At 70.8% G+C, this 12,833-nt stretch carries 10 protein-coding genes; 6 read left to right on the top strand and 4 right to left on the bottom strand.

Features of this window, described 5'->3' with window-relative positions; genetic code table 11:
- Positions 1-25: 25 nt before the first annotated feature.
- On the bottom strand, positions 26-796 hold the full coding sequence (locus tag OG417_RS44525) for a GntR family transcriptional regulator (RefSeq protein WP_329242682.1): 771 nt from the start codon (positions 794-796) through the stop codon (positions 26-28).
- A 107-nt stretch (positions 797-903) separates the two neighbouring features.
- Between OG417_RS44525 and OG417_RS44520 the strand changes: the two genes are divergently transcribed.
- Genes OG417_RS44520 through OG417_RS44510 form a run of 3 tightly spaced genes read left to right on the top strand, consistent with a single transcriptional unit; the run spans position 904 to position 3,609 of the window.
- Positions 904-1,629, top strand: coding sequence for a DUF969 domain-containing protein (locus OG417_RS44520; protein WP_329242679.1), 726 nt, complete (start codon positions 904-906; stop codon positions 1,627-1,629).
- On the top strand, positions 1,626-2,594 hold the full coding sequence (locus tag OG417_RS44515) for a DUF979 domain-containing protein (protein ID WP_329242676.1): 969 nt from the start codon (positions 1,626-1,628) through the stop codon (positions 2,592-2,594). The genes OG417_RS44520 and OG417_RS44515 overlap by 4 nt, the downstream gene beginning before the upstream one ends.
- 10 nt (positions 2,595-2,604) lie before the next feature.
- Positions 2,605-3,609, top strand: a complete 1,005-nt coding sequence (locus OG417_RS44510) for a DUF2891 domain-containing protein (RefSeq protein ID WP_329242673.1) — start codon at positions 2,605-2,607, stop codon at positions 3,607-3,609.
- A 36-nt stretch (positions 3,610-3,645) separates the two neighbouring features.
- Here the strand turns inward: OG417_RS44510 and OG417_RS44505 are convergent, their stop codons facing one another.
- Positions 3,646-5,061: an amino acid permease gene (locus tag OG417_RS44505; protein ID WP_329242670.1), complete on the bottom strand. Its 1,416-nt coding sequence runs from the start codon at positions 5,059-5,061 to the stop codon at positions 3,646-3,648.
- A gap of 176 nt (positions 5,062-5,237) precedes the next feature.
- The gene (locus OG417_RS44500; protein WP_329242666.1) at positions 5,238-7,208 is read right to left on the bottom strand and encodes a putative Ig domain-containing protein; all 1,971 of its coding nucleotides are present in this window, start codon (positions 7,206-7,208) and stop codon (positions 5,238-5,240) included.
- A gap of 250 nt (positions 7,209-7,458) precedes the next feature.
- Here OG417_RS44500 and OG417_RS44495 point away from each other — a divergent pair, with 250 nt between their 5' ends.
- The 3 genes from OG417_RS44495 (at position 7,459) to OG417_RS44485 (ending at position 10,864) form a co-directional block, all read left to right on the top strand.
- Entirely contained in the window at positions 7,459-8,256 is a 798-nt protein-coding gene (locus OG417_RS44495) for a TrmB family transcriptional regulator (RefSeq protein WP_329242662.1), read from the top strand.
- A 36-nt stretch (positions 8,257-8,292) separates the two neighbouring features.
- The gene (locus OG417_RS44490; protein ID WP_329242659.1) at positions 8,293-8,709 is read left to right on the top strand and encodes a Fur family transcriptional regulator; all 417 of its coding nucleotides are present in this window, start codon (positions 8,293-8,295) and stop codon (positions 8,707-8,709) included.
- Between the two features lie 1,174 nt (positions 8,710-9,883).
- Entirely contained in the window at positions 9,884-10,864 is a 981-nt protein-coding gene (locus OG417_RS44485) for an ATP-binding protein (RefSeq protein WP_329242656.1), read from the top strand.
- Positions 10,865-11,925: 1,061 nt separating this feature from the next.
- On the opposite strand, the gene OG417_RS44480 is transcribed toward OG417_RS44485, so the two are convergent.
- Entirely contained in the window at positions 11,926-12,312 is a 387-nt protein-coding gene (locus OG417_RS44480; RefSeq protein WP_329242654.1) for an SCO5389 family protein, read from the bottom strand.
- Positions 12,313-12,833 lie beyond the last annotated feature (521 nt).

Raw genomic sequence — 12,833 nt, 5'->3', positions numbered from 1 at the left:
CCAGACCCCCGCGGGCGCGGTGCGCTCAGCCGCCTTCGCGGTCGCCCGCCCGTTCGGCGATGCCCCGGAGGAGCTGGGCCTCGGCGTCGTCGAGGTAGCCGGTCAGCACCTCGGCGGCCTCTCGCGTACGGCCCTGCTCGATGAGCGTGGCGATGGCGGCGTTGCGCTGCACGTACGGCTCGTGGAAGCGGTGCGGGTCGGCCATCACGTGGAAGACCAGGCGCAGCTCGGCCAGCATGCGGCGCATCATGTCGTTGAGGCGGCGGCTGCCGGCGAGCGCGACGATCGCGGAGTGGAACCGCAGGTCGGCCGTTCCCACGTCGTGCCAGCGCGACTCGGCGACCGCGAGCTCGGCGGTCTCCACCGCGGCGCGGATCTCGGCCACCGCCGGGGGCGGTGCGTCCCCGGCGCGGACGGCGGCGCACTCGACCAGGCGGCGCGTGGTGTAGATGTCGCGGACGTCGTCGGCGTCGAGGGTGCGCACGAACACGCCGCGGTGCGGTTCGTGGATCACCAGACGTTCGTGCGCCAGCAGCCGGAACGCCTCGCGCAGCGTGTTGCGCGAGACGCCGAGCTCCTTGGCGGCGGCGTGCTCGGCGAGCTGTGTGCCGGGCGGCAGGGCGCCTTCGATGATCTGCGCGCGCAGCGCGTCGGCCAGCTTGGACACGGTGCTCGTACGGTCGAGCAGCATGCGGGCGCCGGACAGCCCGGCGAGCGGCGCGGACCGCTCGCCCGGGGCGCCGGAGCCTCCGGCGTCGCCGGACTCCGGTCCGGCAGAAGAGCCATCTCGCGCCATCTCGCCCCTTATTGCCCTCTTGCCGGATTGCTCAACAATACGTACGGTACCCGCAACGGCTGCGCCCTGTCTGCCCCTCGGTCCCCTACTCGGGAAGGAGGGCGGTCGTGCTCGTCCTCATCGGCGTACTCCTCGTCGTCCTCGGCTTCGCGCTGCGGCTCAACCCCTTCGTCGTCGTCACGGTCGCGGGCATCGTCACCGGATTCCTCGGCCACCTGTCGGTGACGGCCATCCTGAACGCCTTCGGCAACGGCTTCGCGTCGAGCCGTTCGGTCACCTTGTTCGTGCTCGTCCTGCCGGTCATCGGCCTGATCGAACGCTTCGGCCTGCAAGAACAGGGCCGGCGCCTGATCGCCCGGCTGAGCGGGCTCACCACCGGCCGGCTCCTCGTCATCTACCAGTTCATCCGGCAGGTCAGCTCCGCCCTGGGCCTCGCCTCGATCAACGGCCCGGCGGCGCTGGTCCGCCCCCTGATCTATCCGATGGCCGAGGGCGCCGCCGAGCGCCGCTTCGGCCGCGCGCTTCCGGACCCCATGCGCGAGAAGGTCAAGGCCTTCTCGGCCAGCGCGGACACGGTGGGCCAGTTCTTCGGCGAGGACATCTTCGTCGCGATCGGCTCCATTCTGCTGATCACCGGCTTCGTCGACACGACGTACCACCTGAAGCTCGACGCGCTGAACGTCGCGCTGTGGGCCATCCCCACCGCGATCTGCGCGTACGTGATCCACGGCACGCGGCTCTACCTGCTGGACCGCCGGCTCGGCCGGATGGCCGAAGCGGCGGGCCTCACCGGCCGTACGGACCGGGCCGAAGCACAGGGGGCCGGTCGATGATCAAGGTCGAGTGGTTCTACTGGCTGTGCGGCGCGATCTTCCTCGCGGTCGCCGTGCTGACCGTCGCCGACCGCACCAACGCCAAGCGGTACGGCAGCGGCGCGTTCTGGGGTCTGCTCGGCGCCGCCTTCGTCTACAGCACGTTCGTCGTCCACAAGACCGCGCCCGCCTGGGTTCTGGGTCTGGCGGTCATCGCGATGGCGCTCCTGGTCGCCACCGGCCGGCTCGGCCGTGGCACCACCCCCGGGCCGACGCGTGCCGAGCAGGAGTCGGGCGCCGACCGCTTCGGCAACCGGCTCTTCGTGCCCGCGCTGACGATCCCCGTCGTGGTGATCATCTTCGCGATCGGGCTGGCGAAGATCCATCCCGGCGGTGAGCCGCTGCTGGAGAAGTCTTCCGAGACCCTGATCGGCCTCGGCGTCGCGGCGATCGTGGCCGTGATCATCGGGTTCGTCATGCTGCGGCCGAAGTCGCCGCTGGCGCCGCTGAACGAGGGCCGGCGGCTGCTGGAGGCGATCGGCTGGGCCGCCGTGCTCCCGCAGATGCTCGCCACGCTCGGCCAGCTGTTCGTCGCGGCCGGCGTCGGCACGCAGGTCGGCCGCATCACCAAGAACGTGCTGCCCGACAACTCCCTCATCGGCGGTGTCATCGTGTACTGCGTCGGCATGGCGCTGTTCACGATCATCATGGGCAACGCGTTCGGCGCCTTCCCGCTCATGACCGCGGCGATCGGCTACCCGGTGCTGGTGCAGCACTTCCACGGCAATCCGGCGGCGGTCTTCGCGATCGGCATGCTGGCCGGGTTCTGCGGCACCCTGTGCACGCCGATGGCCGCCAACTTCAACATCGTCCCGGCGGCGCTGCTGGAGATGAAGGACAAGTACGGGCCGATCAAGGCGCAGATCCCGACCGCGATCCCGCTGCTGGCCTGCAACATCGTCCTGATGTACGTCCTGGCGTTCTGAAGGAGGGGCGATGACGACGATCGGCGAGGTGGCGGTCCGCTACGCGGACGTCGCCGTACGCAACATCGGCACCGAGTTCCCGCACGCCACCCAGCAGGTGGTGCGCCGGCCGGACGAGCCCACGCGGCCACGTGACCTGCACCCGGCGTTCCACGGCGCGTACGACTGGCACTCGTGCGTGCACATGCACTGGCTCGCGGTCCGGCTGCTGAGCGACGTGCCGGGCGAGGTGGACGCCGAGCGGATCCGCGGCACCCTCGACCGCACGCTGACCGCGCGGGCGATCGAGGCGGAGGCGGCCTATCTGCGCTCGTTCCCCGCGTTCGAGCGACCGTACGGCTGGGCGTGGGCGGTCGCGCTGGCCGTCGCCTGCGAACGCTGCCCGGACCCGGCCGCGCGGCCGTGGTCGGCGGCGCTGCGCCCGCTCACCGACACGATCGAGGAACTGGTCCTGGGCTGGCTGGACCGCGCCGTCGCACCGGTCCGGCACGGCGTGCACACCAACACGGCGTTCGCCCTCGCACTGCTGCACGAGAGCGGCACCGCGCTCGGCCGCGACCGCCTGGTCGCCGCGATCGGCGAGCGAGCGGCCGACTGGTTCGGCGACGACCGCGACTACCCGGCGGACTGGGAGCCCAGCGGCCAGGACTTCCTGTCACCGGCGTTGTGCGAGGCCGACCTGATGCGCCGGGTGCTGCCCGCCGGGCGGTTTCCCGGCTGGCTGACCGGCTTCCTGCCCGGGCTGGAGGACGGCCGGCCGCAAGCCTTGTTCACCCCGGCCCAGGTCAACGACGCCAGCGACGGCCACCAGGCGCATCTGTACGGGCTGAACCTGTCCCGTGCCTGGCAGTTCCGCCTGCTGACGGCCGCCCTCCCGGCGGCCGACCCACGCGTGGGGCCGCTGCGCGAGTCCGCCGAACGGCATCTGGCCGCGAGCCTGCCCCATGTCACGGGGAAGGGGTTCGTCAGCGACCACTGGCTGGCCACGTACGCCTTCCTCGCCCTGACCGCCTGACACACGGACCTGCGTGACGGCCGGCGGGAGCCACGGTCAGCGGTCGGCGGGCACCGGGCCGGGGGCGATCGGTTCGGTGGCGCGGGACCGGCCGTGGCGTACGAACGCGGCGATGAGCACGACCGCCGCGACCGCCACCGACCACAGCACCTGCGGGCGGCCGTCGTGGTCGAACAGCATCACGATGAGGATGGCGGCGATGCCGACGATCGTGGCGACGGTCAGGTACGGGTACAGCCACATCCGGACGGCGATGCGTTCGGGCGCCTCGCGTTCGAGGCGGCGGCGCATCCGCAGCTGCGACACGGCGATCACCGCCCAGACGAACAGCGCGACGGCGCCGGAGCCGTTCAGCAGGAACAGGAACACGGTGTCCGGGCTGGTGTAGTCGAAGATCACCGCGAGGAAGCCGAAGGCGACCGACACCCAGATCGCCACGTGCGGAACGCCGCGAGCGGTCGTCGCGGCGAAGGCCTTCGGCGCGTCGCCGCGTTCGGCCAGCGAGAACGCCATCCGCGACGCCGTGTACAGCCCGGAGTTCAGGCAGGACAGAACGGCGGTCAGCACGATGACGTCCATGATCGTGCCCGCGCCGGAGATGCCGATGCGGTCGAGCACCGCGACGTACGGGCTGCTCGCGACGTTGCTGTCGCTCCACGGCAGCAGGGTGACGATCACGGCGATCGAACCGAGGTAGAAGACGATGATCCGCCAGATCACGCTGTTGACCGCCTTGGTCACGGCGCGGCCCGGGTCGCGGGACTCCCCGGCCGCGATGGTCACGATCTCGCTGCCCATGAAGGAGAACACGACGGTGAGCAGCCCGGTGATGACCGCGCCGTACCCGTGCGGGAAGAAGCCGTGGCCCGTGAGGTTGCTCGTGCCCACGGCGTCGGTGCCGGGCAGCAGCCCGAAGATGGCCAGGACGCCGAGGACGATGAAGACGGCGATCGCCGCGACTTTGATCGTCGAGAACCAGAACTCGAACTCCCCGTAGGACCCGACGGAGAACAGGTTGGTCGCGGTGAGGAAGATCATCAGGATCAGCGCCAGCGTCCACTGGGGGAGCGCCGGGATCCAGCCGTGCACGATCTTGGCGCCGGCCGTCGCCTCGACCGCGAGCACGACCGCCCAGAACCACCAGTACAGCCAGCCGATCGTGAAGCCGGCCCACCGCCCGATCGCGCGGTCGGCGTAGGCGGAGAACGACCCGGTGTCCGGTGAGGCCGCCGACATCTCGCCGAGCATGCGCATGACCAGGATGACGAGCAGCCCGGCGAGCGCGTAGGACAGCAGGATGGCCGGGCCGGTGCCGTGGATGCCGGCACCCGAGCCGACGAAGAGGCCGGCGCCGATGACGCCGCCGATGGCGATCATCCCGACGTGACGGTTCTTCAGACCCTGTTCGAGGCTCTTGTCGGGAGGTGTTTCGGTGTTTCCGACCTGGGGCATTCGGAGCGGCTCCTCGGGCTCGGGGGCTTCCCACGGAACTGACGAACGAGTCTTGATCAGTGTCAGCCTTCCCTTCCCTCGGCGATTCCAACGCCGGGAGACCTCCTTCGTGCGTCCGCCGGCGGATGTGAGAGAGCCCCGGGCGGCGATGCGCCCGGGGCCCCGCTGGATCACGGTCAGGACGCGTTCACCGCGACGTCGTCGAGGACGAAGCTGGTCTGCAGGGACGAGTCCTCGGTGCCGCTGAACGACAACGTGACCGTCTGGCTGGCGTAGGAGGACACGTCGAAGGTCCTGGCCGTGTAGCCGGAGGCGGCGTTGGCGTTGCTGTAGGTGGCGAGGGTCGTGCCGCCGATCTTGACGGTGAACTTGTCGTAGGCGGTGGATCCGTATTCGTTGGTGTCGATATGGAGGTAGAAGGTGAGGGAGGCGTGGCACCCGGAGGGGATGCTGATCGACTGGGTGGCGGTGTCGGTGTGGGTGGTGCCGTAGCCGTCGAACCAGGCGAAGTGCGTGCCGGAGTGGGCGCTCTCACCGCTGCCGTTGGTCGAGACGACCCCGGACGTGGTCGTCCACGGTGACGTGCCGGACTCGAAGCCGCCGTTGCTCACCTTGTTGCCCGTCGAGGAGCATCCGCCGCCGACCGGGTTCACCGTCCACGAGAAGCTCGCCGAACCCGACGCGCCCGTGGTGTCCTGGGCGGTGACGGTCACGGTCGAGGTGCTCGCCGTGGTGGGCGTCCCCGAGATGACACCGGTCGAGGAGTTGATCGACAGGCCGGCGGGCAGGCCCGAGGCGCTGTAGGTCAGTGTCTGGCCCGACGCGGAGTCGCTCGCCTGGATCTGCAGGCTGACGGCCGTGCCGACGGTGCTCGTCTGGTTGCCCGGGTTCGTGACCGTGACGGTGTTCCCGCCGGTGGAGCCGCCGCCGAACGCCGTGACGCCGTTCGGCGTGCCCAGCCCGGTCGGCCCGTCGTACCCGGCCGCCGCCCTGCACAGGTAGCTCGGGCTGCACGAGCCGTTGCTGCCGGAGGTGACGTCGTTCAGCGCGCCGGTGTGGGCGTACGGGAACGAGGACGGGTACGAGCCCGCGGCCGGCGCTCCGGCCAGCGCGTACACGCCCGCGATGATCGGCGCCGACGCGCTCGTACCGCCGACGACCACCCAGCCGCCGACGCCGTACGTGTCGTACACCGCGAGGCCGGTGTTCGGGTCGGCGACCGCCGAGACGTCCGCGACGGTCCGCTTGGAGCAGCCGGTGTCGGTCTGCCACGTCGGCTTGGTGTCGTACGCGGAGCAGCCGGAGCCGGCGCCGCTCCAGGCGGTCTCGCTCCAGCCGCGCGTGTTGGACGCCCGCGACAGGCTGGTGCCGCCGACTGCGGTGACGTAGCGGGACGCGGCCGGGTACTCCACGCCGTACCCGTCATCGCCCGACGACACGGTGATCGCCACGCCCGGGTGGTTGAAGTAGGCCGAGTCGGCGCTGGGGTCGCTGGAGTCCTCGCTGCCTCCGTAGCTGTTGGAGACGAACTTGGCGCCGAGGCTGACCGCGGTGTTGACCGCGGTGCCGAGGTCGTCCATGGACGGCTGGTTCGCCTCCACGAGCAGGATCTTGCAGCTCGGGCAGACGGCCGAGACCATGTCGAGGTCGAGCGAGATCTCCTCGGCCCACCCCGAGTCGGCGCTCGGCAGGCTGGAGCCGCCGTTCTCGTTGACCTTCTTGAAGCAGCCGTTGGCGGTGGTGCAGGCCGGCAGGCCGTACTGGCTGCGGTAGGTGGCCAGGTCGGACTCGGCGCTGGGATCGTCGTACGCGTCGATGATCGCGACGGTCTGGCCCGAGCCGCCCGACGGCAGGGCGTAGGCGCTCTTCAGGTCGGCGGCGCCCAGGCCCGAGGGCGCGACCTGCGGCTGAAGACCCTTGCGCGGCTGCACGTCGGTACGGACGAGCGAGAGGCAGGCCATCTCGTTCTTGTGCGTGGGCGCCGCGCAGGCGCGCCGGACCGGTGCGGCGTTCGCCTGGGCGGCCGTCTTGGCGGTGTCGGCGGTCCTGGTCTGGGCGGGGGTGGCGGCGTGGGCCGGGGCGGTGGTGACCAGGGAGGCGGTGGCGAGCGCGACCGAGGCGAGAACGGTGAGTCCGGCACGTCTCATGCGACGCTTCGTTCGTCGAGCAAGTGCTGGGGGTGACATCCTGCTCCCTTTCTGGCGGGGGGCCGGGCGCGAGGGTGCGGGGTTCCGAATCGGTCGGAAGAGGCGTCCGGGCCAGTGACACCACGGGCAGTGGTGCCTGCGGCGGACGATAGGCATATGCCATAAAGCGGTCAATATGCCTTTACTCTCTCTTGACCACTCCGTCCGCATCCGGACTTGAAGCGCGCTTTCGCCCGATAACGTGGGAGAGATGGGTGATCTGGATGGATGGCGACGAGAGCTCACCGAACTGGGCCTGACCGGGTACGAGGCGCGGGTGTACCTCGCGCTGGTCAACCGCTCGCGCTACACGGCGGCGCAGGTCGCCCGTGAGTCGGGCGTGCCCCGCCAGCGCATCTACGACGTGCTGTCCGGCCTGACCGAGCGCGGTCTCGTACGGGCGCTGCCGGGCCAGGTCACGCGCTACACCGCCGTCGATCCCGCGTCCGCGATCGAGCGGCTCCTGGCCGCGCACCGCGCGCAGTTCAGCCAGCTCGAACAGGCCACGGCACGCCTGGTCGAGGCGCTCGTCCCCGCCTGGTCACACGGCCGGGACGAGACCGACCCGCTGGACTACGTCGAGGTGCTCCGCGACCGCGAGATGCTCGCCGAACGGCTCGACGAGATCCAGGCCGAGGCGAAGAAGGAGATCCTCGCCATGGCCAAGCTGCCGTACCTGACCGGTGACAGCACCTCCGGCCTGGCCACCATCCGGCGGCTGACCAGGGCCGGCGGAACCGTCCGCTGCATCTACGAGGGCGACGCGCTGGTGCACTCGGAGATGCTGGCCGACATCCGGCGCTACGCGGCGGCGGGGGAGCACGCCCGAATCGCCTCTTCCGTCCCGATGCGGATGTGGATCGTGGACGGCACGCGGGTGGTCATGTCGCTGCGCGACCCGGTGGCCGATTCCTCCTCCACGACCAACGTCCTGATCGAACACCCGGCGCTCGCCCAGTGCCTGACCTACGCCTTCGAGGCGATCTGGGAGGGAGCGTCGCCCGTGTGACCGCCTGGCGGTCGCGGGCGCTGCTACGGTGCGAGGGTGAGCGCGTCGCAGCCGGTCCGGGGCACCCGGGTCCGCGGAACACGGCAGGCGGAGGCACTGGCCACCGCCCTTGAGGACCTCGCCGGGTTCCGCAGCGCCCAGGACATCCACGCCGAGCTCCGCCGCCGCGGCGAACGCATCGGCCTGACGACGGTGTACCGCCATCTGATGGTGCTGAGCGAGGACGGCGCGGTCGACACGATCCGCGACGAGGACGGCGAGACGCTCTACCGCCGCTGCGAGACCAGCGAACACCACCACCACGTGACCTGCCGATCCTGCGGGCGGAGCGTGGAGGTCGAAGGCCGCGCGGTCGAACGCTGGGCCGACCGGGTGGCGGCGGAGGCGGGCTTCGTGGACGTGGACCACACCGTGGAGATCTTCGGCCTCTGCCCTGCCTGCGCCGCGAAGTGAGGCTCCGACACATCCGTCGCTGAGCCCAGGCTCACCGCGACCATTGAGCCCGGTTGCCACGGCCGGCCGCCTGCCAACCGTCCGACCGCCGACCGATCGCCGGCCCGCCCAACCATCCGCCAATCGGCCAGCCACCGGCCGACCGCCCAACCGGCCGCTGGTCGACGACCCGACCGCTGGTCGACCAACTGGCCGTCGGTCGCCAGTCGCCCGCCAGCCGATCGCCCGCTCGCCTATCGGCCGGCCGCTGGCCGCTGGCCGCTGGTCGACCAACTGGCCGTCGGTCGCCAGTCGCCCGCCAGCCGATCGCCCGCTCGCCTATCGGCCGGCCGCTGGCCGCTGGCCGCTGGTCGACCAACTGGCCGTCGGTCGCCAGTCGCCCGCCAGCCGATCGCCCGCTCGCCTATCGGCCGGCCGCTGGCCGCTGGCCGCTGGTCGACCAACTGGCCGTCGGTCGCCAGTCGCCCGCCAGCCGATCGCCCGCTCGCCTATCGGCCGGCCGCTGGCCGCTGGCCGCTGGTCGACCAACTGGCCGTCGGTCGCCAGTCGCCCGCCAGCCGATCGCCCGCTCGCCTATCGGCCGGCCGCTGGCCGCTGGCCGCTGGTCGACCAACTGGCCGTCGGTCGCCAGCCGCCCGCCGACCGATCGCCCCCCGCCAACCGGCTGGCCACTGACCGCTGGTCACCGGCCGAGCGGCCAACCGGCCGACCACCGGCTACCAACCGCCCGTTACCAGCGCCGCCACCGTTATCGATCACCGCTTACCTATCGCCCGTTACGAATCCCGCACCGCCCGGCCGCCCGCCAGCCGGGCCGGTAGGCCGCCGTACATAAGGTGCTCGTTCGGTCGGCGCCCGTGTCCGCGTTCGTGACCACCTGTGACCGGAGGAAGCCGTAGGCGTCACGTACCTGATCGCTCGGTGGCTTGCTACGGAAGTGAGGGCGGTGTGCCTGCGTGCGCCTTCGGGATGCCGTAATGCATGAAAACGGTTTTCACTATCGGTAGAGTTCTCTCGACAGTTATCCACAGCAGGCGGTCACCACTGGTCCCGCCTGCCGCATCACTGTCACCCTAAGTAGCAGCATGATCTACGTTCCGTCAGCGAAGGTGCTGTGCGGAGCGCGGTGTCGGTGCCGATGACCTGTCGGCGCCCGTCCGTCCTGGGAGGGACCGTGAAGATCGCTTTTGTCGGTAAGGGCGGCAGCGGAAAGACGACGTTGTCCTCACTGTTCGTGCGGCATCTGGTGGCCACGGGTGCGCCGGTGGTCGCGATCGATGCCGACATCAACCAGCATCTCGGGGTCGCGCTGGGCATGTCGGAGGAGGCGGCGGCCGCGATCCCGGCGATGGGGGAGCACCTGTCGGAGATCAAGACGTACCTACGGGGGACCAACCCGCGCATCGCCTCCACGGCGTCCATGGTGAAGACGACTCCGCCCGGCACCGGCTCCCGCCTGCTCCGGCCGGGCGGCGACGACCCCATCCACGCCAGGCTGTCCACCGAGGTCGCCGGAGCCAGGCTCATGGTCACCGGGCCGTTCACCGACGATGACCTGGGCGTCGCGTGTTACCACTCCAAGACAGGGGCCGTCGAGCTGTACCTCAACCACCTCGTCGACGGCCCGGGCGAATACGTGGTGGTCGACTGCACGGCCGGCGCCGAGTCCTTCGCCTCGGGCATGTTCACCCGCTTCGACCTGACGTTCCTCGTAGCCGAGCCGACGAGGAAGGGCGTCGCCGTCTACCGCCAGTGGGTCGACTACGCCGCGGACTACGACGTCGCCCTGCGCGTCATCGGCAACAAGGTCCACGACGCCGACGACGTGGCATTCCTCCGAGACAGCGTCGGCGACGCACTGCTGTGCTGCGTGGGCCAGTCCGCCGCCGTACGGGCGATGGAGCAGGGCCGTCCCATGGGCATCCGCGACCTGTCCGCAGACGACCGCTCGGCACTGGCCACCCTCCAATCCGCCGTCGACGGCCAGACGAAGGATTGGGACAAGTTCACCCGCCAGGCCATCGAGTTCCACGTGAAGAACGCCCGAGCCTGGGCCAACGCCGCGATCGGCCAAGATCTGGAAGCCCAGGTCGACCCCGGCTTCGTCCTGAGCCCGTCGCACATCCCCACCCCGGCGGCAGCGGCCCACCTCTGACAGACACCCACCGACCCCCGCCGACCAGCACAAGCAACAAGGCGGGCCGGTGGCGGTGACCTCGCGCCAGACCGACGGCGCGGCGCCGACCCCGTCTCTGATGAGCGGTCACCACGGCACTCCGTCGGTGGGCGCACGGGTGCCGGCGGGTGGGTGTCGGCGGTCGTCTCGCGTGCCGGCTCGATGGCGCGGCGGCAGCTCCGTCTCTCATGGATAGCCAGGCGGCACCCCGTCGCTTGGCGCAGGGCGTGCCGTTGGGGTGGGGGTTGGTGGTGGTCTCGTGTGCCGGGTCGATGGTGCGGCGGTGGCTCCGTCTCTTGGTGGGCGGTCGCGCGGCGCTCGGTCGGTGGGCGTACGTGTGCTGCGGGGGCGTCGGCGGTGATCTTGCGCCGGGGCGATGGTGTGACGGTGGCTCCGTCTCTAGTGGGTGGCCAGGCGGCATCCCGTCGGTTCGCTTACGCGTGCTGGCGGGGTCGGCATTGGCGGCGATCTCGCGCCGGGTCGATGGTGGGGCGGTGGCTCCATCTCTGGTGGGCGGCCGCTCGGTGCTCCGTTGGTGGGTGCATGTGTGTGGCGGGGTGGGTCTTGGCGGTGGTCTCGTGTGCCGGGTCGATGGTGCGGCGGTGGCTTTCTCTGTTGGGTGGCCGCGCGGCGCTCGGTCGGTGGGCGTACGTGTGCTGCGGGGCGGCTTCGGCGGTGACCTTGCGCCGGGGCGAGGGCGTACCCATCCCAACGGCACGCCCTACGCCGACCGACGCGACCCCAACCGACCACCCGTCAAAGGTGGGCCACCGCCGTTGGTGGTGGTGTCGTGTGCCGGGTTGGCGGTGTGGTGGTGGCTTTGTCTCTGGTGGGTGGTCGCGCGGCACCCCGTCGGCCGGTGTAGACGCGCCGACGGCGTGGGGCTCGGTGGCCGTCTCCTCTGGCGGATGGACCGTGTCCAGGGGGTTCGATTGGTCGGGGCAGGCATAGCTGGTTGGGGCACGCATGGCTTGCCCGCGCATGGTGGTGCCCGGACGCCGTGGAGGCGGTCCGGGCACCCGGGAGAGAGAGGGGATTCCTCAGCAGTCGACGAGTTCGGGTTTCTGGTTGAGGATCTGCTCGCGTGCGGTGACGAAGTCGTCGTAGGCCTGCCGGGCGCTCGGCCGGAAGGCGGCGACGCGGTGGCAGTTCTGGAACGCGAGGCGTACGTCGAAGTGCCGCTCGATCGCCGAGCGCATGGCGTCGCTGGCCATCATCCGCAGGAGCTGTCCGCGGGCGGTCTCGTCGGGGGGCGGGGTCTGGTTGTCGGTGAAGTCGGCCTCACCGACCCGGAGTTCGTCGATCAGGCCGGTGACGACCTTCCAGGCGTACGGCAGGGAGTCTCGGACGCAGTCGAGGAACGCGGCGTCATCCACCTCACCACGCTGGGCCTGCTGAACGAGTTGCGGGGACACGGTCAACGACATGGATTCTCCTGTCGGGTCGGCCACGCTTTTCGGGAACGGTTTTCATCTTCCATAGGCATCCCAGAGAAATCAACCGTCTGGCCCTGTCCGATCACGGACGGTCGACCCGGCCGGGTCGACCCGGCCGTGCGCACTCGAAGCACCGATACGCGAAGTCCGCCCAGGCGGAGGGCGCGGGGCCGTGCCTGATCCACGGCAAGATCCAGCGGCGGCAGCCCGTTCGGGGCCGTCATCTCGGTGGTGGCGAGTGCGGTGGTCGTGGCGGTGATCCGTAGCGGGTCGAACGCCGCCGCACTGGTTAGCCGGGGGGTCGATCATCGGTAGCGGTCCGTTCGGGGCCGTCATCTCGGTGGTGGCGAGTGCGGTGGTCGTGGCGGTGGTCCGTAGCGGGTCGAACGCCGCCGCACTGGTTAGCCGGGGGGTCGACCATTGGCAGCGGTCCGTTCGGGGCCGTCATCTCGGTGGTGGCGAGTGCGGTGGTCGTGGCGGTGGTCCGTAGCGGGTCGAACGCCGCCGCACTG

The sequence above is a fragment of the Actinoallomurus sp. NBC_01490 genome (assembly GCF_036227085.1).
GTDB lineage: Bacteria > Actinomycetota > Actinomycetes > Streptosporangiales > Streptosporangiaceae > Actinoallomurus > Actinoallomurus oryzae.
The sequence above is the reverse complement of the archived record's forward strand: the minus strand, read 5'-3'. Positions and strand labels throughout refer to the sequence as shown.